The organism is Pseudohoeflea suaedae (assembly GCF_004354915.1).
Classification (GTDB): domain Bacteria; phylum Pseudomonadota; class Alphaproteobacteria; order Rhizobiales; family Rhizobiaceae; genus Pseudohoeflea; species Pseudohoeflea suaedae.
Window position 1 is genome coordinate 46645 of record NZ_SMSI01000004.1, and the last position, 21527, is coordinate 68171.

A 21527-nucleotide genomic window follows, 5' to 3' on the forward strand; every position below is an offset into this window, starting at 1 on the left:
CTGCGCCGAGGCTCTAGGGATCGCGGCGCGGATGGCCCTGATCGGCGGCGACCTCCAGCATGTCCCAGAATTCGGCGCCGGTATCGAACTCGGCGACGCTGGCCCGGAACGCTTCCTGGGTCTCCATCAGGTCGAGAACCACGGGCGGCAGCTGGATGATCATCGGATTGGGCCAGGAGGCCTTGATCGGCAATTCGGTCTTGGGAAGCTCGTCGCCTGCTTCATCGGGCTCGGGCAGATCGGGCTTCTGCGGGGTACGCAGCTTCTGCCCGGCCGCGACCGCGGAGGCTGCGGCTTCCGGTGGCGGCAACTGCTGCGTGCTGGCGGTGATGGTGCCGCCGGCGCGGCTGAACGAGACCACATCCTTGGAGGTGGTGTCGGGTCTTGTATAATTGGCCACCGTGTCTGCCTGCGCGGCGGCGCGATCCTGCTGTGCCTTCATTCCCGAGAGCGCAGTACTCATGACAGCGGAAATCATGACGCATACTCCTTTCCAGGGAGCTATTTAGCGCTCGCCGATTTACCCACCGATGAAGGCGGGCGTGTGCATTTGATTCAAAGGCCGCAGAAAGTCCGCCTGCAAGGCGGGCGGAACCGCCGCCATGGCGCGGGCGTTCTTCTTCCATGACAGCCATCGCCCTGCCCAGCTTCCTGCAGCGGCGGATCGAGAGCGAGGCGCGCAGCCTCATCCGCCCGCCCGGAAACATTAAACTCGACTTCCGCCACCCGGCGGGGGCGCCGGCACTTGCCGGGCCGGATTCGGTATCCTGGCGCGTCTTCAAGAACCCGGTGACGCTGTTCGTCGGCGGCGTGGCGGCGGTGCTGATGGAATTCGCCGAACCGCGCGTGCGCGCCGGCGTCTGGCGGCATTCGAGCTTCCGCACCGATCCCGTCGCCCGGCTGCGCCGCACCGGTTTTGCCGCCATGGTGACCGTCTATGCTCCCTCTGAATCGGCCGAGAAGATGATCGCCGGCGTGACGGCGGCCCATGCCCGCGTGAGCGGCGTGACCGAAACCGGACAGCTCTATTCCGCGCTCGATACCGACCTTCTGAACTGGGTGCAGGTGACGGCGGCCTACGGTTTCCTCGAGGCCTATCACCGCCATGCCGCCCCTCTCACACCGGTCGAACGCGACACATTCTTCGCCGAGGGCGAACCGGCGGCCCGCCTCTACGGGGCGACCGGCGCGCCCACTTCGGAAGCCGGCTGGCAGTCGCTTCTGGAGGAGATGGACCCGCGGTTCGGCCCCTCGCGGATCATCGACGAGTTCCTGGCGCTCATCCGCGAGGCACCCGTCCTTCCGGCCGCCGCCCGCCCCCTGCAGACCGTGATGGTGAAGGCGGCGATCGACCTGCTGCCCGACCGCCTGCGCGACCGGCTGGAAATCTCCGCCCGGCTGCGGCCGCTGGAACGGCTGATGCTGCGCACCGCCGCCCGCACCGCTGACCGGCTGCCGCTGCACTCCGCCCCGCCTGCCCAGGCGAGCCTGCGCATGGGCCGGCCGGCGGATTTCCTGTACCGCGGGTGAGGTCGGCTTCGATCAGAAGCGGCTTTGGCCCCGCGCGGGATTCCGCTGGGGATTGAGGGGTGGCTTCGGAGGGAGCGAATAGGCAATAGCGAGTAGCGAATAGGGCAAATGGAAAATAGTGAATGGTGAGCCGGCGGCACACCCGCCTCTCCCCCCTTGCGGCGGGGTCCGAAGGACGGGCGAGACCCAAAGCCACCAGAGGTGACAGAGAGGGGTGAGCGCCTGGGTTCAAACTCGCGGAGGGTTACCCCGCTCTGTCGGCTGACGCCGACATCTCCCCCACAAGGGGGGAGAGGGGTGAAAGCCTACCGCCAGCGCTCGTCGCGGTCCTCGGGGGCGAGCGCGCTCATCAGCGCGTCCCACATGTCCATGCCGGTTTCCATCACCGCGACATTGGCCTCATAGGCCATTTTCGTTTCGATCATGTCGACGATCTCGGTGGCGAGATCCACGCCCTGCCCTGCCGGCCCCTCGCTGACCACCGCGCGCACGCCGGACCCGGTCGAGACCATGTCCACCTCCTTGCGGCGGTAATCGGGCGTATCGACATTGGCAACATTGGACGCAATCGCCTCCATCCGCTTCTGCTGCGCCGACAGCCCGGAGGCCGCCGTGGAAAAGACACTCGACAACATGACGCAATACTCCTGTCGAGTGGCAGGGTAGCGTCAGGGTGTGAGCAAGGGGTTATTAAGAAGGGTTAAGGAAGGGTTGAGGGGGGATGAGGGATTAGAGGGGGCGGAAAGAGCATTGACTGACTTACAACGGGCTCCTTATCGCAAGGCCCAAATGCGATTGTCCACTATTGATCTAAGCGATAGCCCGTACAGCCCTTGACTTTCTATGTAGGTAGAACTTCATTTACGACGCTTGCTCCTCTACTTGGTGCCGTTGAATCCACGGCATATGGCTGAACGTTCAGTACACAACCGCGCGCGCCGGCGTTATGGCCAACCGGGGTGCTCGAATCGAGGTAAAGAACGAGGAGCAAGCTTTGCTACTTCCCTCAGAAGAAGAAAAAGCACTATTTTCACTTCAGTATGCACATTCAATTCAAGATGTGGCGTTTGCACTCGGATTAGATCCAGCAAAGTTTTTCTACGTTGTTAAAAACTGCGATTCTGGGGAGTATTACAAATCCTTCACCATACCCAAAAAGAATGGCGGAGAGAGAAAAATCTCTAAGCCGCTACGCGGACTCGCTCTTGCTCAAGTCCGTCTTCTTATTATTTTAAAACATGTATACAAGCCAAAAGGATACGTAAAATCTTATGTAGAAGGAGAATCATTCTTAACAAACGCGAATTATCATTCAAACCAAAAATGGGTTTTGAACTTTGATATCGAAGATTTCTTCGGCACCATAACCTTCCCTAGAGTTAGGGGCTTGTTCATGTCGAAATTCTTCGGCTTCAACCCCAGAGTTTCAACAATCTTAGCTCGCATATGCACTCATGAGGGATCACTCCCACAAGGAGCGCCGACATCCCCAATTCTCTCAAACATAATCGGCAATGCACTAGACAAGAATCTAGTCGCTCTCGCCCGCGAATATAAGTTAAAATACACACGATACGCTGACGACATTACCTTTTCCTCCAGCCAAAAACTCCCACCTGGGGCCGTGATAAGTCTCTGGGAGCCAAAATTCGGCAAGAGAGAAATAACCTTGGGAAAAGATATTCGGGAAGCAGTAAAAAACGCGGGCTTCCGGATCAATCCGGAAAAAACAAGAATACAATTTCCTTACGAACGCCAAGTTGTTACAGGATTAGTTGTAAACAAAAAAGCCAACATTCGACGCGCAGACATTGCCAGATTGCGTATGAAAATTCATTCGGCACAGCGATTTGGCGCAGAAAGCGCAGCGAAAGTTTGGCTCGGGCCAAATGCAACCGCGAGCTCTCTTCAATCCCATATCGAAGGACACCTCTCTTACGTGAGACAAGTTCGCGGTAAGGACGACGTTGTACTCGCCAAATTATGCAAGTCTGCCATTATCGCCGGCTTAGCTAACGCAACATGGATGAAGGCACAGGCAGATATGGTACGCGAATTCGATGTATTCTTATCACATGCAAGTGAAGATAAGGAGAAGTACGGGAAACTAAATAAGGCGCTAAAAGCCGTTGGCGTGAAAACATTTTTCGATGTTGACGTCATCCAGTGGGGAGACAGTATACCTGAGAAGGTAAACTTTGGATTGCTTAAATCTGATTATTTTATCCCCTTTCTGTCTAATAACTTCACCCGAAAAGGCTGGACAAACAAGGAATTAAATTCAGCAATCTCTATAAATATAAACAGAAAAGGCAGAATACTTCCAATAATTGACAGCGATTTTAGTGTAGATGATAACTACCCAATACTTGCAGAAAATCTTTACAAAAAATGGCCAGAAAAAGAATCCGAAGAGGATGATTTTATAGAAGAAATATGCGCTGAAATCACAAAGCGAATCGTAAGATAAACTAAGACAAGCAGAATAATTCACTGATTTAGATGCTTTAATGTTACAAGATATGTGACTGCTGCGGACGTGAAAGATGATAAGGTCACCATCCAAGTTCGAGCTTTAACATCACTACATGGATGCCCGGATCAAGTCCGGGCATGACGAAGGTTGGGGGATCACTATTTTCAAACGACGGATCGCGCGCCGTTTGTGAGAGAAAGCCCCCCTACCGCCCCGGCCGGCCCGTCTTGCTCGGACGCTTCTTGCGCCGCTCTTCGCCCTCGCCCTCGTAGCTGCCCGCGCCGACCTTGTTGCGGCGGATGGGGCCGTCCACGTCTGAATTGTTTTGGCTCACGGCCGAGCGGGCTTCGCCCTGGCCTCCGCCGGGGCCTCGCATAGGCTCGGACGCGCGGTCGCGCTTGCCGCCTGCGGCGGTACTCGCCTTCGGAGCCAGCGGTTTTTCCGTCCGCCCGACGGTCATTTCGTCGAGCGTGTTCTTGCGGAAATAGGAGGCGGGCTTGCCCGTCGCCGCAGCTTTGCGGGACGCCTTGGTGTTCTCGATGCCGGCGTCGCGGGACATCGGGTCGTCCATCAGTTCCAGTTCGACGGATTTCAGGCGCTTGACCTCGTCGCGCAGGCGGGCGGCGGTCTCGAAGTCGAGATCGGCGGCGGCGTCGCGCATCTGTTTTTCCAGCGCTTCCAGATGGGCGGCGAGATTGCCACCGACCATGGCTTCCTCGCCCTTGCCGGTCTTGCCGCCGGGGCCGGGAATGGCGGCGCGGACATGGTCGCGCTCGTAGACCGAGTCGAGAATGTCGTTGATGCGCGCCTTGACCGATTGCGGGGTGATGCCCTGCTCCTCGTTCCAGGCGAGCTGTTTTTCGCGGCGGCGGCTGGTTTCCTCCATGGCGCGCTCCATCGAGCCGGTGATCTTGTCGGCATAGAGGATGACGCGGCCATCGACGTTGCGCGCGGCGCGGCCGATGGTCTGGATGAGCGAGGTTTCCGAGCGCAGAAACCCTTCCTTGTCGGCGTCGAGAATGGCGACGAGGCCGCATTCGGGGATGTCGAGGCCCTCGCGCAACAGGTTGATGCCGACGAGCACGTCGAAAGCGCCGAGGCGGAGATCGCGGATGATCTCGATGCGCTCGAGCGTGTCGATGTCGGAGTGCATGTAGCGCACCCGCACGCCCTGCTCGTGGAGATATTCGGTGAGATCCTCGGCCATGCGCTTGGTCAGAACCGTGCAGAGCGTGCGGTAGCCGGCGTCCGCCGTGGCGCGGATTTCGCCCAGCACGTCGTCGACCTGGGTCTTGGCGCCGCGCACCTCGACCGGGGGATCGATGAGGCCGGTGGGGCGGATGACCTGTTCGGCAAACACGCCGCCCGACTGGTCCATCTCCCACTGGCCGGGCGTGGCGGAGACGGCCACGGTGCCGGGGCGCATGGCGTCCCATTCCTCGAAGCGGAGCGGCCGGTTGTCCATGCAGGAGGGCAGGCGGAAGCCGTATTCGGCCAGCGTCGCCTTGCGCCGGAAGTCGCCGCGATACATGCCGCCGATCTGCGGGATGGTGACATGGCTCTCGTCGATGAAGAGAAGCGCGTTGTCGGGCACGTATTCGAACAGGGTGGGTGGCGGCTCACCCGGCGCGCGGCCGGTAAGATAGCGCGAATAGTTCTCGATGCCCTGGCAGACGCCGGTGGCTTCGAGCATCTCCAGATCGAACCGCGTGCGCTGCTCGAGCCGCTGGGCCTCGAGCAGGCGGCCCGCCTGTTCGAGCTCGATCAGCCGGTGCTTGAGCTCTTCCTTGATCGACTTGATCGCCTGGTTGAGCGTCGGGCGCGGGGTGACGTAGTGCGAGTTGGCGTAGATCTTGACGCTCTTGAGGTCGCCCGTCTTCTTGCCGGTGAGCGGATCGAATTCGGTGATCGCGTCGATCTCATCGCCGAACATGGAGATGCGCCAGGCGGCATCCTCCAAGTGGGCAGGGAAGATCTCGATCGTATCGCCCCGCACCCGGAACGAGCCGCGCTGGAAATCCATGTCGCGGCGCTTGTACTGCTGGGCCACGAGGTCGGCGAGCAGCTGGCGCTGGTCGATGCGGTCGCCGACCTCCATCTGGAAGGTCATGGCGGTGTAGGTTTCCACCGAGCCGATACCGTAGATGCAGGAGACGGAGGCCACGATGATGACGTCGTCGCGCTCCATCAGGGCGCGGGTGGCGGCGTGGCGCATCCGGTCGATCTGCTCGTTGATCGTCGACTCCTTCTCGATAAAGGTGTCGGTGCGCGGCACATAGGCCTCGGGCTGGTAGTAGTCGTAATAGGAGACGAAATACTCGACCGCGTTTTCCGGGAAGAACCCCTTGAACTCGGAATAGAGCTGCGCGGCGAGCGTCTTGTTGGGCGCCAGGATGAGCGCGGGGCGCTGGGTCTCCTCGATCACCTTGGCCATGGTGAAGGTCTTGCCCGAACCGGTGACGCCGAGCAGCACCTGGCTGCGCTCATGCGCGTTCGCCCCCTCCACGAGATCGGCGATCGCCTGCGGCTGGTCGCCGGCGGGGGTGAGGTCGGTCGCCATCCTGATCTGGATGCCGCCCTCGGATTTCTCCGGGCGGGCGGGCCGGTGCGGCGTCCACAATTTGCCGTTCTTGTGCAGCGGATTTCCGCTCTCGATGAGGTCGGACAGCGCCTGAACCGTCTTGGTGTTAGCGGTGCCGGCGAGCGACTTTTCCGCTTCCTCCATCGACATGTCGAGACCGGCCACGGCATTGAGCCCGGCAGCCGCGCGGGCGCGCGGATCGGTGGTGCCGCCGATGGACGTGCCGCGGGATGTTTTCGTGTTCTTGTCGCTCACGGCCGCGCGATCGCGCTTGCCGGCCTTCCTTGCTTGCGCGCCTTCGGCGTCGCGGTCGGCGGTGTCGTCATTGTCCAGCGCAGCCGCCTTCTTGCGGTGCTTGCCCGCGGCGGAGCGGATGGCGCGGTTTTCTTCCTTGCGGCGCGCGCGAACGGCGTCCTCTTCCGCCTGCTTGGCGATGTCGGACGCCCAGTCGGCGATGGAGCCGGACGTCGGCGCGGATTGCTTGCCCGCCGGGACTCGCTGATCCCCCTCGCTTCGCTCGAAGGGTGTCCCGGTGTCGAACGACGCTTGCGGCGCCTCGCCGAAACCGGTGTTTTCGTCGTCGCGGGAGGAGGATTTTCGGGGTGATCTGGCCATGGCCGGAATATGGGACGGAGACGGGACGAAAGGAAGCCCCCACCCCCGACAAAGCTGTGCCGGCGCAAGCTCGCATGCGGATTGCTGACGGAAAGTGTCAGTAGCGCGCGATTGCTGAGGGACATGGGCCCCGAGCGCGTCTTCGCCCCTTCAATTTGACAGCGGGAAATTTCAACGGGCGAAGGGCTTAACGACCTGATGGGACATCATTTCGGCGACGTGCGCGGCGCCGCTCGAAATTCCCGTTGCCGTGCGCGGTGGAACGGATATGTATCCGGCATTGACAGCATTGCCTGAAAGTTGCCGCCCATGACCATGTCCCCGACGCTCGCCAAATGGCTGCCCGTGGTACTGCTTTCCCTCTCCAACATCTTCATGACATTCGCCTGGTACGGGCATCTGCGTTTCAAGTCGGCGTCGCTGATCCTGGTGATCGTGATATCCTGGGGTATCGCCTTCTTCGAGTACTGCCTTGCGGTGCCCGCCAACCGGATCGGCAGCGACTACTGGACGGCCGCCGAACTCAAGACGATGCAGGAGGTGATCACGCTGGTGGTCTTTGCCGGCTTCGCGGTCACCTATCTCAAGGAACCGCTGGGCTGGAACCACGCCATCGGCTTCGCCCTGATCGCCATCGGCGCATCGTTCGTCTTCAGGGGGTGAGAAGGACTTTTCAGGCGATTGAGAAGGACCAGGCGGCAGCCTTACGGCTTGCCGCTCTCCCATTCCACCTCCTGGCCGTAGAGCGGCACGGTGGAGATCGCCATCTTGGCCGAGCCGTCCTGCACCTGGCGTGAATTGACGAGATAGATCAGCGTGTCGTTGGCCTTGTCGTAGATGCGGTTGACGACCAGCTTCTTGAAGACCAGCGAGCGGGATTCCTTGAAGATTTCCTCGCCACCTTCGCCGAGTTCGATATCGCCGATCTTCACCGGTCCGGTCTGCCGGCAGGCAATCGAAGCATTTGACGGGTCTTCAAACCAGTTGCCGTTCTTGAGCCGGTCCAGCACGCCACGGTCGAAATAGGCGACATGGCATGTCACCCCGGACACTTTCGGATCGGCGACGGCGTCGATGACGATGTCGTTGCCGATCCAGTCCACACCGACCTCCCCCACCTGCTCGGCCTGCGCCGGCATGGCAAATGCTGCGGGTAAGGCAACGGCAAGCGCCGTCGCGAGCTTGCGAATATGCGGGTGGCGGCCAAAGGCCGTTTCTGTCGGCATTCCAATCTCCTCGTCTGGCGGCAGGCTGCGTCGCCATGCCGCTGGGGTTCACGCCTGATATGGGGCTGGCAGGGCGCTGATGGAAGCCTGACCGCCTTGGCATATGAGGACTTGCGGAGTAGATAGGGCCTGATGACGAAGGCGCAACGACACCCACTGTCCGCGGATTATCGACGGCTGACGATTGCCGGGCTGGCGTTTGCCTTGATGGCGATCCTGACCGGCCTCGCCTTTGGCGGCTGGATGGAAAACGGCGCGCGCATTCTCGCCGTCATGGCGGAAAGCGGTTTGTCCTGGTGCCTCTAGCACGGCTGCTCCGATCATCCGTCGCAGTCTGAATTTCATGGAGACCTTCGAGCAATGAATACCGTCCGCACCCTGCTTTGGGTTTTCATCGCGATCTTCGCCGGCCTTCTCGGCTGGCTGTCCTATGAATGGTACCGTTCAGCCGGCGGTCCGGGCGAAGCCGCCTATGGCGTTCCGTTCGAACTCACCGACCAGAACGGCGAGCCGATCACCGAACAGGCTTTTCGCGACAAGCCTACGGCGCTCTTCTTCGGCTTTACCCATTGCCCCGAAGTCTGTCCCACCACGCTGTTCGAACTCGATGGCTGGCTCAAGCAGGTGGACCCCGACGGGAACCAGATCGACGCCTATTTCATTACTGTCGACCCCGAGCGTGACACGCCCGAGGTATTGAAGAATTACATTTCCGCCGTCTCCGACCGCATCACCGGCATTGCGGGGGATCCTGACAAGATTGCCGAGGTCATCAAGGGTTTTCATATTTACGCCAAGAAGGTGCCGCTCGAATCCGGCGACCCTGATGATTACACGATGGACCACACGGCAAACGTCTTTCTTCTCGATGACAAGGGCCGTTTCAAGAGCACCATCGCCTGGGGCGAAAATCCCGACATCGCGGTCAAAAAGCTGGAAAACCTTCTCAAAGGCTGACAATAGGATTGTTGCCCGAAGAAAAGGAATGTTTCCCGCTTGGACGACATAGCGCTAAAGATCGCCTTTATCGGCGCCGCCGGCATGACCGCGCAATGGCTTGCATGGCGTCTTCATCTGCCCGCCATCGTATTGCTGCTCGCAGCCGGCTTTCTGGCCGGCCCGGTCACCGGTTTTCTCGATCCCGCTGAAGATTTCGGCGATATCTACCGCCCCATCATCTCGATCGCGGTGGCAGTCATCCTGTTTGAAGGCGGCCTGACGCTCAATCTGCGCGAGATCCGCGAAACCTCGCGCGCCGTGCAGCGCATCATCATGATCGCCGGACCGCTGACATGGCTCGGCACCGCGCTCTCGGCGCATTACATCGGCGGGCTGAGCTGGCCGACAGCGGTGGTTCTCGGCGCGATCCTGATCGTCACCGGGCCGACCGTGATCATGCCGCTTCTGAGACAGTCCCAGCTCGGTGCCCGCCCCGCATCGCTTCTCAGATGGGAGGCCATCGTCAACGATCCGATCGGGGCGCTCTGCGCGGTGATCGCCTTCGAAACGGTACTCGTCGTCATCGGCGACCACGACGCGGGCAGAGTTGCCCTCGAACTCGTTCTCGGCGGCGGCGGTTCCATCGTTCTCGGCTTCATCGGCGCAAGATTGATCGAATGGACCTTCATCCGCGGACATGTGCCGGAATATCTCAAGGCTCCGGTCCTGTTCGCCGTCGTGATCGGCGTGTATGCGCTTGCCGATCTGGCGCTCGAGGAAGCGGGCCTCCTGGCGGTCACCATCATGGGGATCTTCATCGCCAACACCCGTATTGCGTCGCTGACCGACATGCGCCGTTTCAAGGAAACGATCACCACGCTCCTTGTTTCGGGCCTCTTCATCCTGCTCACCGCGTCACTGACATACGATGACATTCTCGGCCTGAACCTCCAGGCGCTCCTGTTCGTTCTGTCGCTGCTCTTCGTCATCCGTCCGATTGCGGTCATGGTCGCGACCATCGGTTCCGGCGCCACCATCCAGGAACGCATCCTGACATCATGGATCGCCCCGCGCGGTGTGGTCGCCGTCGCGGTGTCCGGCCTCTTCGGCGCGCTGCTGATCGATACCGGCATCGAAGACGCCAACAGGATGATCGCCTTCAGCTTTGCCGTCGTGGTCACGACAATCGTGCTGCACGGCTTCACGCTCGGCCCGCTTGCCAAGCTTCTCAACCTCACCAAGATGAGCAGGCCCGGCCTGCTGATCGTCGGCGGCTCACGCTGGTCGACTGCGCTGGCCGCCAAGCTGCAGGAGCACGAGGTGCCGGTGACGCTCGCGGACCCGAACTGGAACCACCTGTCGCATGCGCGGCTTTCGGACATTCCGGTCTATTTCGGCGAGGTGCTGAGCGAGAACGCCCACCACACGATCGAGCCCAAACGCTACGCGAACCTCATCGCCACCACGGATAACGACGCCTACAACGCGCTCGTCTGCACCGACTTCGGCCCGGAACTCGGGCGCAGCCATGTCTTCCAGATCGGTCGCGACGAGGAGGCCAATCATCGCGCCCTGTCATTCACGCTCGGCGGGCGTCCGCTCACCAAGCCGGGCATGAGTTTCCATATGTTCCGGGAGCGCTTCCGCGACGGCTGGACTTTCCACGTGACGGGTCTGACCGAGGAATATACCTGGGACGCCTACACCGCTGACCGGCCCGAGGACAATGTGGTTCTTCTCTGGATCAAGCCGTCCGGCTCGATGGTTTTCTCCTCGATCGCCAGCAACAATCCCGCGCCCGGCGACAAGGTGCTATCCTTCGGAATCCCGAATGGCGGCCCACCCAAGGCGGCCAACGAGATCGAGCAGCGGAAGCTTCAGGAAAAGGAAGCGCAGGCCGAGGCCGAGGGGGAACCCGAGTCGGAGCCCGACGTCATTACGACCGACACCAAACTGGACGACTGAAACCGAATGCCCACCCATCGCCTTTTCATCACCACCGACGAGGCCGGTGCCTCGACCGCACTGGATATCCTCGGCACGGCCTTCGAGGACGAGGGCCACGCGGTGGCCACGACCGAAATCGACGAGGATGCAGGCATCTGGCAGGCATCTGTCTATGTCGAGGATGAAAGCCCGGACGAGATGAAGGCGGCAATCGCCGGATATCTGGCGGACGCCTTGCCCGGATGCGAGATCGAGACCGAGGAACTGCCCGAAATCGACTGGGTCACCCATTCGCTGGAAGGCCTCAAACCGGTCCGCGCGGGCCGTTTCCTCGTTCATGGCTCGCACGACAAGGATGCCGCCCGCATCGGCGATATCGGCATCCTGATCGATGCCGCCCAGGCCTTCGGCACCGGCCACCACGGCACCACCGCCGGCTGCCTCGAAATGCTCGACAGCGTGATCCGCGGCTGGCCGGCGGCAAAGGGATACCCCTCCCCGGTCCTCGATCTCGGGACCGGTTCGGGCGTGCTCGCGATCGCTGCCGCCAGGCTTACGCCGACTTCCGTCCTCGCCACCGACATCGACCCCGTCGCAACGCGGGTCGCGCTCGAAAACATGAAGATCAACAAGGTGGGCAATCAGGTTCGGGCGATCACGGCTGCCGGATTTCATTCCCCCGAAATTGCCAATGCGGCGCCCTTCGAGCTCATCGTTGCCAACATCCTTGCCCGCCCGCTGATGAAGATGGCGCCCGAAATCAGGAATGCGCTCGCGCCCGGCGGGTCTGTGATCCTGTCAGGCATTCTCGCCGAACAGCGCTGGAAGGTGCTCGCCGCCTTCAACGCGCAGGGCATGGCGCATGTGCGCACGATCTGGCGCAATGGCTGGGTAACGATCCATCTGCGCTGACGGCAGCATCGACGCCTGAAGGCCGGATACGAAAACGGCCTGCCGCGGGACGACAGGCCGTTTCGTTTGGGAGGATATCCGCGATCCGCAGGGACCGCGCAAGTCAGAGATCAGAAGAAGTAGGTCTGGTAGCCTTCACGGTTGATCTCTTCTCGGGTGCGACCGAGAATCTTCAGCGATTCGTCATCGAGCTGCAGGAGCGCGCCGTTGACGTAGCGGCGGACCTGGCGTTCCCGTGCGGTCACCATGCGGTCGTAGGCGGTGTGGAGGAAGTTCCGAGCCATGGTTTGTTTCCTTGGGTTGACGGCAGGCTTCAAAGCTTGCGGCCGTTGTTTGTACTGCAATGCAACATAAGAAGATTCACGGCGCTGTTGAAGATTCTATGTTGCAGTGCAGCTATGCGTGAATTGCATGCCGCATTAATAAGAATTGCAAATTTGTTAATCGTTCATCGAAGCGCAATCGACCCTTCTGCCCAATAATCATGCAGCCCGGCCAAAATGGGCCGGGCAGACGTCTGCGCTCGCACCCTTTGCCCCCGGTTGCCCCCGGTTGCCCCCGGTTGGCTATGTGGATAAGGATTCCGCCACGCAGGTCATCGCGTGAAATCAATGCCGTACAGAGGCCGACCCATGTTCCAGAAATTCGACGTTCTCTCCACGCCCGACCTCGCAGCGGCACGCATCGCACGGCTGCGCGAGCAGTTCGACAGGCTGGGCGTGGACGCGGTCGTGGTGCCACGTGCCGATGAATATCTCGGCGAATACGTGCCCGAATGCGCGGAGCGGCTCGCCTGGCTCACCGGTTTTACCGGATCCGCAGGTCAGGCGATGATCTTCCGCGATTCCGCCCACCTCTTCGTCGACGGTCGCTATACCGCCCAGGCAAGGAGCCAGACGGACCCGCAGGTTTTCGACGTGGAAGACCTTGTCGAAAACCCGCCGCACACATTCATCCGCAAGGCAGGCCGCGAGAATTTCCGCCTCGGCATCGATCCGTGGACTTTCACCTCGTCCGAGACCCGCAGGCTGGAAGCGGCGATGGAGGCTGTCGGCGGCGAACTCGTGACGCTCGAGGACAATCCCGTCGACATGGTCTGGGACGACCGCCCCGCCGAGCCGCTGGAACCGGTCGCGATCCAGCCGCTCGACTATGCGGGCCGCAAGGTCGACGACAAGCTCGAAGAAATGCGCAAAGCGATTGCCGGGAAGAAGGCCGGCGCAGCGGTGCTCAGCGATCCGTCCTCCGTTGCCTGGACGTTCAATATTCGCGGTTCCGACCTTCCTTCCACGCCGCACCCCCTGTCGCGCGCGATCCTGCCGGTCGCCGGCCGTCCGACGCTTTACATCGACGAACGCAAGCTCGGCATCGAGGCGCGGGCCTACCTCACGCAACTTGCCGACATCATGCCGCCGGAAAGCTTCGATGAGGCGCTGGCCAATCTGGGGCGCGACAAGGCCGCAGTCATGATCGATCCCGCGGTCGCCCCCCATGCGATCGCCCTCCGCGTGGTCAGGGCCGGCGGATCGATCGTCGAAGCCCCCGATCCCGCGCGCCTGCCGCGGGCGATCAAGAACGACGCTGAAATCAATGCGAGCGCCTCCGTTCACAAGCAGGACGGCGCTGCCATGGTGCGCTTTTTATGCTGGTTCGACAGCGAGGCTCCCAAGGGCGGCCTCGACGAAATAACGGCGACATCAAAACTCGAAGACTTCCGCGCAACCACCGGCGCGGAAATGCAGATGCCGCTCAAGGCACTGTCCTTCGACACGATCGCCGGAGCCGGCCCCAACGCCGCGATCATCCATTACCGCGTCAACACCCGGACCAATCGCCCCATCAAGCCCGGCGAGATGTTTCTGGTGGATTCAGGCGGCCAGTACGTCTCCGGCACGACCGACATTACCCGCACCATCGCCGTGGGCGAGGTGCCCGGCGAGCAGAAGCGCTTCTTCACGCTGGTGCTCAAGGGCATGATCGCAGTCAGCCGCCTGCGTTTCCCCAAGGGGACCCGTGGCCTGGAAATCGACCCCTTTGCCCGCCATGCGCTGTGGCAGGCCGGCGCAGATTACGGCCACGGCACCGGTCATGGCGTCGGCAGCTTCCTGGCCGTCCACGAAGGCCCGCAATCCATCTCGCGGCGGGGCGAGCAGGCGCTTTTCCCCGGCATGATCGTCTCCAACGAGCCCGGTTATTACCGCGACGGCGGCTTCGGCATCCGTATCGAGAACCTCATCTATGTCACGCAACAGGAAGAGATCGAGGGCGGCGACCGCCCGATGCTCGGTTTCGAGACCTTGACCCTCTGCCCGATAGACCGGCGACTGATCGTGCGGGATCTGATGGCGGAGGACGAGATCGCTTGGCTCGACGCTTACCACGCCCGTGTCCGCGACGAGATCTCGCCCCTGCTGATGCATCAGGACGACAGGGCGTGGCTGGAAACGGCGACCGCGCCGCTGTGACGGGCTATCAGAGCCCCGCCGCCCTCAAAGCGACCACCAGGCCCCAGCCGATCAGGAACATCACCATCATCGGCAGGCGGAAACCAAGGACAATGGCGGCAAGCAAGGTGAGAATCTCGGCCAGACCGTTCTGAACGAAGCCCGGCGCCACGAGCGTCGTGATCACGGCGGCGGGAACGGCATTGAGCGCGACATTTACCTTGGGCGGAATGCGCTTCATGCGTGAGATCACGAGATGTCCGCCGAAGCGGGTGGCGTAGGTCACGAGTGCGCCGGCGAGAATGATCCAGACATTGGCCGGAATGGTCATCAAACCGTCGGTCATCCCATGTCCTCCGGACCATCGCTTTGCGGAACAGGATCCATCGGCACCTCGTGGTCGAGCGGCATGAGGACCGCGACGAGGATGCCTGCCATCGACCCCAGACCGACGTGCCACGGCGAACCGACCGTCAGATAGGCGATGATCGAGCCCACGCCGCTGGCGAGCACCACCGGCAACCAGTTCTGCCGCTTGCGGAAACCGAGCAGCAGACCGAGGAAGTAGATCGGCAGAAGGAAGTCGATGCCGAGCGCTTCGGGATTGCTGATAAGCCGTCCGAATTCGTAGCCGACGACTGTCCCTGCCACCCAGACGACATACATGAACAGGCCGTAGGCCGCATACCACGCAAAGGTGAGCGGCATCTTCCGTTCGACCCGCAATTCGCTCGCCGCATAAAGCGGATCGACCAGCAGAAAAAAGGACAGCGCCTTCTGCAGGAACGAGAATTCGGAAAAATGCCGCCCGACCGATGCGGAGTAGAGGATGTGGCGGAAATTGACGGCAAAGATGGAGAACACGATCAGCCATGCCGCCACGCCGCCCTTGAAGAGCTCGATCCCCACCATCTGGCTTGCTCCGCCGAATATTGTGGCGCTCATCAGGACCGCCTCGAACAGCGTCATTCCCTTGTCGTATGCCAGCGTTCCGAACAGAAGGCCGAAGGGCGTCGCCGACAAGACGGGGACGAGAGCGTCACGGACACCCGCAATTGGTGATGTGGTGGAAGGCATGTTGGAAGAACTCCTGAGCGAAGAGCGTTAGGTCAGCATTCCTGACCTGTCAATTGAATGTGCTTGATGCTTCACTCAACAAAGTTGAGGCTTCCGCTGCGCCTGTGCGTCCATCCTGCCTCAAGTCCAGGCTGGACGCCGGGCAATTTCGCGCCGTAGGATCCGGCCTCAGAACCCCAGCTTCCTGAAGCAGGAACGTCGCCCCCTCCCCGATTCCGCAATCTCCGGCCGGTCCGAGCGTGGAAAAACGCGACCATCGGGGGAAAACCATGCCGCCTGTCACAAAACTGTCATACACCGGTTACTGCAAGGGCGTTTCTGCCATATACCGCATCCGCATGACGGAGCGGCAGAGCCGACTGTACAATTTTCGAAGAGGACAACGGGATGCCGGAATCTCTGCGCAAGCCAACGCTCGACAAGGACCTGGACAAGCTCACGACGATGGAGATGGCGGCCGAGAGCGTCAGCCAGCGCGTCGTCGCTCCGGGTCTTGCCATCCTCTTCGTCGTTATCTGCGCAATCGTTTCAGGCGCCCTGGTGACCGGTCATCAAGGCGCGGTGGTCATCGTGGCCGCCGCAGTGGTGGGTGCCTATATGGCGCTCAACATCGGCGCCAACGACGTCGCCAACAATGTCGGCCCCGCGGTCGGCGCACGCGCCATGAAGCTCGGCACAGCGCTTGTGATCGCGGCAATCTTCGAGAGCGCCGGCGCCCTGATTGCCGGTGGCGACGTGATCGGCACCATTTCGAAGGGCATCATCTCGCCCGAAGCGGTCAACACGCCGGAAGTCTTCATTTCCGCCATGCTCGCGGCTCTCGTTTCGTCAGCGCTCTGGATCCACCTCGCCACCTGGCTGAAGGCGCCGGTTTCGACAACGCACTCCATCGTCGGCGGCGTCATGGGATCGGGCATCGCCGCAGCCGGCATCAGCGCGGTCCAGTGGACGACGATGGGTTCGATTGCCCTGAGCTGGGTCATTTCCCCGCTTCTGGGTGGCGTCATCGCCGCAGCCTTCCTCGCCTTCATCAAGACCGCGATCATCTATCGCGAAGACAAGATCTCGGCCGCGGTGCGCTGGGTCCCGGTTCTCATTGCCGTCATGACCGGCGCCTTTTCGGCCTATCTCGCCATCAAGGGCCTCAAGAGCCTCGTCGAGATCACGCTCACGCTGGCCCTCGTCATCGGTCTCGGCACGGGGGTCCTTGCCTGGATCATCTCGCGTCCGCTCATCCGCAGACAGGCCAGAGGGCTCGAGAACCGCAACCAGTCGCTGCGCAAACTCTTCGCGCTGCCGCTCGTCTTTTCGGCGGCCCTTCTCTCCTTTGCCCACGGGGCCAATGACGTGGCGAATGCCGTGGGCCCTCTGGCAGCCATCGTCCATACCGCAGAACTCGGAGAAGTCGCCTCCAAGGTGTCGATCCCGCTCTGGGTGATGGCCGTGGGCGCGTTCGGCATCTCGCTCGGCCTGGTGCTCTTCGGCCCGCGCCTGATCAAGCTCGTGGGCAACGAAATCACCAAGCTGAACCCGATGCGCGCCTATTGCGTGGCTCTCTCAGCCGCGTTGACGGTGATCGCGGCCTCGGCACTCGGATTGCCGGTGAGCTCGACCCACATCGCAGTGGGAGCCGTCTTCGGTGTCGGCTTCTTCCGCGAATGGTACACGGCTCGCTCGCAACGCCGCGCCGATTACGTCGCCATGCGCAGCGAAACCAACGGCAATGGCAGCACGCCCAAGACGACCTCCAAACGGGCATCCGCGGATGACCAGCGCCGCCGTTTCCTGGTGCGCCGGGCGCACTTCCTGACCATCGTGGCTGCCTGGCTGATCACCGTACCCGCTGCGGCCATTCTCTCCGGCGTGCTGTTCGCAGTCTTCCGGGCTGTTTTTTCCTGATCGGGAGAATTGTCCGGGTGGCTTAGTTGCCCCTGACGATGACTTCGAAACTATTGCCGGTAATCTTGAGCACGCCCTCGGCCTGAAGGCGGCTGATGCGTTCGTTCAAATAGGGACGGCTGACATTGACGAGTTCGGCAAGCAACTGCTGGCTGAGCGCCCAATCGACGCAAAAGGAGCCCGTCGGACGGCTACCGGTCTGCAGGAAGGCCATGACGCGGAGAAACTCCATCAACCTCAGATCCGCGTTGCGGATTCCGCGCACCGACGAGAATTCGGAAAGGAACATGATGTTGCGGCTCATGATCCACATGCACCAGCGCAGGAATTGCGGATCCTTGCATTGCTCCAGGAATTCTTCGCTGTAGAGCTCATAGATGATGCATTTGGTCGTCGCGCGGAAAATGTGCGTGTTCACCCCGCTGATCATCTCCGAAATGTTCACGGTCATCCCCTTGAAGACCGCACCCATCAGGACTTCGCCGCCTCCCGGCGTGGGCAGCAGCACCGAGGCGGTCCCGCTGGACATGTAGCGCAGGGCGAGTGTCCCCGAACCCGGTCCGCAGATTGTGTCGCCCCGTTCATACTCGACGACCTTGGCACGCCGCATGACGCGTTCGCGCATGGTGTCCATGCCATCGAACAACTCGCGCCTGCCGTCTGCAGCCGACCCCACAATTGCGGAACAGGGACTCAGTCCGTCAGAATTATCTACTCGCGCCATTTGAATAATCCTACTAATTACGCAAAGTCATAGCACCTTTGGTGGCAATGCGCGCCCCAAAGCTAAAAAGTCGTCTTGAAATGATCAAAGCTTCGCCGTGAAAGGCCGGCGAAGTCAAATGTAAAATGACAGCAGAACGGAAAGTTCTCAGGCGCCTTCGCCGATCAGCTCAAACCACTGATCCTCTGTTATCACCTCAACGCCGAGTTCTTCGGCCTTGGTGAGCTTGGAACCCGCGCCGGGTCCGGCCACCAGCAGATCCGTCTTCTTCGACACCGAGCCCGAGGTCTTGGCGCCGAGGCGGTCGGCCATCGCCTTCGCCTCGTCACGGGTCATGCGTTCGAGCGAACCGGTGAACACGATCGTCTTGCCGCTGACGGGGCTGGACGCCGAGACGGAGGGTATTTCTGCATCCTCCGGCGTGACTTCAACCAGAAGCTTCTCGATAACCCCGATATTGCGGGGCTCGTTGAAGAATTCGACAATGGCACGCGCCATCACCTCGCCGATGCCGTCGATATTGTTGAGATCGGCCCAGGCCTCGCCCGTATGTCCATCCGCGGCCTTCATCGCTTCGGAGAAGGCTTCGTAGGTGCCGTAGGAACGCGCCAGCAGCTTGGCGGTGGTTTCGCCGACATGGCGGATCCCGAGCGCATAGATGAAGCGGTTGAGCGCAATCGTCCGCCGCGCATCGATGGCTTCGAACAGCTTGCGCACACTCACCCGCCCGAAACCGTCGATATTCTCGAGCTTCGTCATCGATTTTTCCTGCCGCTTCTGCAGCGTGAAAATGTCGGGCGCCGTGCGGATCTGCATGGACGGGTCTTCGGTGCGGAAGAAGAAATCGACCTGTTTGGAACCGAAGCCCTCGATGTCATAGGCGTTGCGCGAAACGAAATGCTTGAGATGCTCGATAGCCTGCGCCTCGCAGACGAAACCGCCGGTGCAGCGTGTCACACTGTCGAGCTTGCCGGTCTTCTCGTTTTTCTCGCGCACGGCATGACTGCCGCACACCGGGCACTTTTCCGGAAACGCATAGGGCCTGGCGTCTGCGGGACGCTTGTCGAGCACCACGTCGAGCACCTGAGGGATGACGTCACCGGCGCGCTGCACGATCACCGTGTCGCCGATGCGCAAATCGTGGCCCTCTTCCCGGATCGGTTCGCCGTTATTGCCGAGCCCGACGATGTAATCGGCATTGTGCAGGGTGGCGTTGGTCACCACCACACCGCCTACCGTCACCGGCGTCAGACGCGCCACCGGCGTCAGCGCTCCGGTGCGGCCGACCTGGATGTCGATATTCTCGATGGTGGTGAAAGCCTGCTCGGCGGGAAACTTGTGGGCTGTCGCCCAGCGCGGACTGCGCGAGCGGAAGCCCAGGCGTGCCTGCAGGTCCAGCCGGTCGACCTTGTAGACGACGCCGTCGATATCGTATTCGAGTTCGCCCCGTTCGAGACCGATTGCATTGTAATGGGCGATGAGATCCTCGACGCTCGTCAGCCTCCGGGTCAGCGGATTGGTCGGGAACCCCCAACGCGCGAATGCTTCGATCATGCCCGACTGCGTCTCCGCGGGCATCTCCGACATCTCGCCCCAGGCATAGGCGAAGAATTTCAGCTTGCGCTTCTCGGTCACCCGCGGATCGAGCTGACGCAGCGAACCGGCAGCGGTGTTGCGCGGGTTGACGTAGGTCGGCTTGCCCTCCTCCTCCATGCGCGCGTTGAGCGCCAGGAAGTCGGGCTTCGCCATGTAGATCTCGCCACGGATCTCTACGATCTCGGGTGCATCCTTCGGCAATTCGTTGGGGATCTCGGAAATGGTGCGTACATTGGCCGTCACATTCTCGCCCGTGGTACCGTCGCCGCGGGTGGCGGCATTGACGAGCATCCCGTTCTCATAACGCAGCGAGATCGACAGGCCGTCGATCTTGGGCTCGGCGGTAAAGGCGATGGAGCCATCGGGCATCTGGCCGAGAAAACGGTAGACCGATCCGACGAACCCTTGCACTTCCTCATCCGAAAAGACGTTGTCGAGCGACAGCATCGGCCGCGCATGGGTGATCTGCGCGAAGGTCGGCAACGGCGTCGCGCCGACTTTCTTCGACGGGCTGTCGTCGCGGACGAGTTCGGGGAAGCGGGCTTCGATGGCGAGATTGCGCTGCTTGAGCGCATCATAGGCCGCGTCGGAAATCTCCGGTGCGTCCTTGCCGTGATAGAGATCGTCGTTGCGCGCAATCTCTGCGGCGAGCCGTTCGAGTTCAGCCCTGGCTTCGGCTTTGGTGAGGGACTCGATCGGCTTGGTGTCGTCTGACATGAAATTCTACTCCGGCGGGACCGGATCTTTCTAGCCGACGCTCACCGGATTCGAAAGCGGCAGACGGCGCCCTGATGCCGCCAATCGACAGCATTCGGGGCGCCGCTTTTCTCGGACTGCCCTCAGGCGGCAGCAACCTTGCTTGCCACGGCGTGGACCTCGGTCTGGGCATTGGCGATCGAGGCTTCACGGTCTTCCGGGCTGAAGGCGAGCTTTTCTGCACGCACATAGGTCACGTCGGTGATGCCGACGAAGCCGAGAAGCGCGTTAAGATGCGGTTCCTGTGCGTCGAGCACCTGCAGCGGGCCTTCCGAATAAAGGCCGCCACGCGACAGCACGACAATGGCGCGCTTGCCCTTGAGCAGGCCTTCCGGACCGGCTTCGGTATAGCGGAACGTCACGCCGGCGCGCAGCAGGTGGTCGAACCAGGCCTTGAGCGTGGAAGGGATACCGAAATTGTACATCGGCGCGCCGATGACGATGATGTCGGCATCCTGAACTTCGCCGATCACATCGTCGGAAAGCTTGCGGGCAGCCTTCTGGCCCTCGGTTTCCGGCTCCGGAACGACATTGTCGGCGGTCATGTGCGGGATCGGGCTGGCGCCGACGTCGCGGACCACGATCTTCGCGTCCGGGCTGGAGACCTTCAGTTTTTCTACGGTGCTGTCGACGAGCGCCTTGGAGACAGAATGCGGGCCGAGAGCGCTGGAATTGACGACGAGAATGTTTGTCATTGGAATATATCCCTTAATTAGAATGCGATCTTGCCTCTAAAATGATGTTGCAATAGGCGGATCGGAATACCTATTTTCAGAACAGATCTGTTGCATAGATAGGAACAGGC

19 protein-coding genes are annotated in these 21527 nt (G+C 61.3%); 9 read left to right on the forward strand and 10 right to left on the reverse strand.

Annotated elements, in window-relative coordinates; all coding sequences use genetic code 11:
* Positions 1–13: 13 nt before the first annotated feature.
* Positions 14–478: a hypothetical protein gene (locus tag E2A64_RS16260; protein ID WP_133285574.1), complete on the reverse strand. Its 465-nt coding sequence runs from the start codon at positions 476–478 to the stop codon at positions 14–16.
* 146 nt (positions 479–624) lie between these two features.
* Here E2A64_RS16260 and E2A64_RS16265 point away from each other — a divergent pair, with 146 nt between their 5' ends.
* The gene (locus E2A64_RS16265) at positions 625–1530 is read left to right on the forward strand and encodes an oxygenase MpaB family protein (RefSeq protein WP_133285575.1); all 906 of its coding nucleotides are present in this window, start codon (positions 625–627) and stop codon (positions 1528–1530) included.
* A 305-nt stretch (positions 1531–1835) separates the two neighbouring features.
* Here the strand turns inward: E2A64_RS16265 and E2A64_RS16270 are convergent, their stop codons facing one another.
* Positions 1836–2165 (reverse strand): flagellar basal body rod protein FlgC, encoded by a 330-nt coding sequence (locus E2A64_RS16270; RefSeq protein ID WP_133285576.1) that lies wholly within the window; start codon positions 2163–2165, stop codon positions 1836–1838.
* Between the two features lie 359 nt (positions 2166–2524).
* Between E2A64_RS16270 and E2A64_RS16275 the strand changes: the two genes are divergently transcribed.
* Positions 2525–4000: a TIR domain-containing anti-phage reverse transcriptase gene (locus tag E2A64_RS16275; RefSeq protein WP_158285784.1), complete on the forward strand. Its 1476-nt coding sequence runs from the start codon at positions 2525–2527 to the stop codon at positions 3998–4000.
* Between the two features lie 211 nt (positions 4001–4211).
* Here the strand turns inward: E2A64_RS16275 and uvrB are convergent, their stop codons facing one another.
* Complete coding sequence (uvrB, locus tag E2A64_RS16280) at positions 4212–7202, reverse strand: excinuclease ABC subunit UvrB (RefSeq protein ID WP_133285578.1); 2991 nt, start codon at positions 7200–7202, stop codon at positions 4212–4214.
* A 309-nt stretch (positions 7203–7511) separates the two neighbouring features.
* Here uvrB and E2A64_RS16285 point away from each other — a divergent pair, with 309 nt between their 5' ends.
* On the forward strand, positions 7512–7865 hold the full coding sequence (locus E2A64_RS16285) for a DMT family protein (protein WP_133285579.1): 354 nt from the start codon (positions 7512–7514) through the stop codon (positions 7863–7865).
* Between the two features lie 41 nt (positions 7866–7906).
* Here the strand turns inward: E2A64_RS16285 and E2A64_RS16290 are convergent, their stop codons facing one another.
* Positions 7907–8428, reverse strand: coding sequence for a CreA family protein (locus E2A64_RS16290; protein ID WP_174235812.1), 522 nt, complete (start codon positions 8426–8428; stop codon positions 7907–7909).
* Positions 8429–8560: 132 nt separating this feature from the next.
* Here E2A64_RS16290 and E2A64_RS17935 point away from each other — a divergent pair, with 132 nt between their 5' ends.
* From E2A64_RS17935 to E2A64_RS16305, 4 genes are read left to right on the forward strand one after another with little or no spacing between them, the layout of a single operon-like run.
* Positions 8561–8734 carry a hypothetical protein gene (locus E2A64_RS17935; RefSeq protein WP_174235813.1) on the forward strand — a complete coding sequence of 58 codons (174 nt, stop codon included), beginning with the start codon at positions 8561–8563 and terminating at the stop codon, positions 8732–8734.
* Positions 8735–8788: 54 nt separating this feature from the next.
* Complete coding sequence (locus E2A64_RS16295) at positions 8789–9385, forward strand: SCO family protein (RefSeq protein WP_133285580.1); 597 nt, start codon at positions 8789–8791, stop codon at positions 9383–9385.
* Positions 9386–9424: 39 nt separating this feature from the next.
* Positions 9425–11332 (forward strand): cation:proton antiporter, encoded by a 1908-nt coding sequence (locus E2A64_RS16300; RefSeq protein WP_133285581.1) that lies wholly within the window; start codon positions 9425–9427, stop codon positions 11330–11332.
* A 6-nt stretch (positions 11333–11338) separates the two neighbouring features.
* The gene (locus tag E2A64_RS16305) at positions 11339–12226 is read left to right on the forward strand and encodes a 50S ribosomal protein L11 methyltransferase (RefSeq protein WP_133285582.1); all 888 of its coding nucleotides are present in this window, start codon (positions 11339–11341) and stop codon (positions 12224–12226) included.
* A 110-nt stretch (positions 12227–12336) separates the two neighbouring features.
* Here the strand turns inward: E2A64_RS16305 and E2A64_RS17940 are convergent, their stop codons facing one another.
* The gene (locus E2A64_RS17940) at positions 12337–12510 is read right to left on the reverse strand and encodes a hypothetical protein (RefSeq protein WP_174235814.1); all 174 of its coding nucleotides are present in this window, start codon (positions 12508–12510) and stop codon (positions 12337–12339) included.
* 348 nt (positions 12511–12858) lie between these two features.
* On the opposite strand from E2A64_RS17940, the gene E2A64_RS16310 reads away from it, so the two are divergent.
* Positions 12859–14691: an aminopeptidase P family protein gene (locus E2A64_RS16310; RefSeq protein WP_133285583.1), complete on the forward strand. Its 1833-nt coding sequence runs from the start codon at positions 12859–12861 to the stop codon at positions 14689–14691.
* A 7-nt stretch (positions 14692–14698) separates the two neighbouring features.
* Here E2A64_RS16310 and E2A64_RS16315 read toward each other — a convergent pair whose 3' ends face one another.
* Both E2A64_RS16315 and E2A64_RS16320 read right to left on the reverse strand, forming a co-directional pair.
* The gene (locus tag E2A64_RS16315) at positions 14699–15016 is read right to left on the reverse strand and encodes an AzlD family protein (protein WP_244598336.1); all 318 of its coding nucleotides are present in this window, start codon (positions 15014–15016) and stop codon (positions 14699–14701) included.
* Positions 15013–15747 (reverse strand): AzlC family ABC transporter permease, encoded by a 735-nt coding sequence (locus E2A64_RS16320; protein ID WP_133285584.1) that lies wholly within the window; start codon positions 15745–15747, stop codon positions 15013–15015. Before E2A64_RS16320 ends, E2A64_RS16315 begins: the two co-directional genes overlap by 4 nt.
* Before the next feature lie 387 nt (positions 15748–16134).
* Between E2A64_RS16320 and E2A64_RS16325 the strand changes: the two genes are divergently transcribed.
* The gene (locus E2A64_RS16325) at positions 16135–17646 is read left to right on the forward strand and encodes an inorganic phosphate transporter (RefSeq protein WP_133285585.1); all 1512 of its coding nucleotides are present in this window, start codon (positions 16135–16137) and stop codon (positions 17644–17646) included.
* 22 nt (positions 17647–17668) lie between these two features.
* Here the strand turns inward: E2A64_RS16325 and E2A64_RS16330 are convergent, their stop codons facing one another.
* From E2A64_RS16330 to E2A64_RS16340, 3 genes are all read right to left on the reverse strand, one after another.
* On the reverse strand, positions 17669–18280 hold the full coding sequence (locus tag E2A64_RS16330; RefSeq protein ID WP_158285785.1) for a Crp/Fnr family transcriptional regulator: 612 nt from the start codon (positions 18278–18280) through the stop codon (positions 17669–17671).
* Positions 18281–18517: 237 nt separating this feature from the next.
* Positions 18518–20683: an NAD-dependent DNA ligase LigA gene (ligA, locus tag E2A64_RS16335; RefSeq protein ID WP_133285587.1), complete on the reverse strand. Its 2166-nt coding sequence runs from the start codon at positions 20681–20683 to the stop codon at positions 18518–18520.
* Between the two features lie 122 nt (positions 20684–20805).
* Positions 20806–21417 carry an FMN-dependent NADH-azoreductase gene (locus tag E2A64_RS16340; RefSeq protein WP_133285588.1) on the reverse strand — a complete coding sequence of 204 codons (612 nt, stop codon included), beginning with the start codon at positions 21415–21417 and terminating at the stop codon, positions 20806–20808.
* Positions 21418–21527: the final 110 nt, after the last annotated feature.

Excerpts from the sequence above, each read along its gene's own strand:
- E2A64_RS16295 (WP_133285580.1), top strand. The coding sequence starts at position 8,789 with ATGAATACCGTCCGCACCCTGCTTTGGGTTTTCATCGCGATCTTCGCC.
- E2A64_RS16265 (WP_133285575.1), top strand. The coding sequence starts at position 625 with ATGACAGCCATCGCCCTGCCCAGCTTCCTGCAGCGGCGGATCGAGAGC.
- E2A64_RS16315 (WP_244598336.1), bottom strand. The coding sequence starts at position 15,016 with ATGACCGACGGTTTGATGACCATTCCGGCCAATGTCTGGATCATTCTC.
- E2A64_RS17940 (WP_174235814.1), bottom strand. The coding sequence starts at position 12,510 with ATGGCTCGGAACTTCCTCCACACCGCCTACGACCGCATGGTGACCGCA.
- E2A64_RS16330 (WP_158285785.1), bottom strand. The coding sequence starts at position 18,280 with ATGGACACCATGCGCGAACGCGTCATGCGGCGTGCCAAGGTCGTCGAG.
- E2A64_RS17935 (WP_174235813.1), top strand. The coding sequence starts at position 8,561 with ATGACGAAGGCGCAACGACACCCACTGTCCGCGGATTATCGACGGCTG.
- E2A64_RS16340 (WP_133285588.1), bottom strand. The coding sequence starts at position 21,417 with ATGACAAACATTCTCGTCGTCAATTCCAGCGCTCTCGGCCCGCATTCT.
- ligA (WP_133285587.1), bottom strand. The coding sequence starts at position 20,683 with ATGTCAGACGACACCAAGCCGATCGAGTCCCTCACCAAAGCCGAAGCC.
- E2A64_RS16305 (WP_133285582.1), top strand. The coding sequence starts at position 11,339 with ATGCCCACCCATCGCCTTTTCATCACCACCGACGAGGCCGGTGCCTCG.
- E2A64_RS16310 (WP_133285583.1), top strand. The coding sequence starts at position 12,859 with ATGTTCCAGAAATTCGACGTTCTCTCCACGCCCGACCTCGCAGCGGCA.
- E2A64_RS16320 (WP_133285584.1), bottom strand. The coding sequence starts at position 15,747 with ATGCCTTCCACCACATCACCAATTGCGGGTGTCCGTGACGCTCTCGTC.
- E2A64_RS16260 (WP_133285574.1), bottom strand. The coding sequence starts at position 478 with ATGATTTCCGCTGTCATGAGTACTGCGCTCTCGGGAATGAAGGCACAG.
- E2A64_RS16290 (WP_174235812.1), bottom strand. The coding sequence starts at position 8,428 with ATGCCGACAGAAACGGCCTTTGGCCGCCACCCGCATATTCGCAAGCTC.
- E2A64_RS16325 (WP_133285585.1), top strand. The coding sequence starts at position 16,135 with ATGCCGGAATCTCTGCGCAAGCCAACGCTCGACAAGGACCTGGACAAG.
- E2A64_RS16285 (WP_133285579.1), top strand. The coding sequence starts at position 7,512 with ATGACCATGTCCCCGACGCTCGCCAAATGGCTGCCCGTGGTACTGCTT.
- uvrB (WP_133285578.1), bottom strand. The coding sequence starts at position 7,202 with ATGGCCAGATCACCCCGAAAATCCTCCTCCCGCGACGACGAAAACACC.
- E2A64_RS16270 (WP_133285576.1), bottom strand. The coding sequence starts at position 2,165 with ATGTTGTCGAGTGTCTTTTCCACGGCGGCCTCCGGGCTGTCGGCGCAG.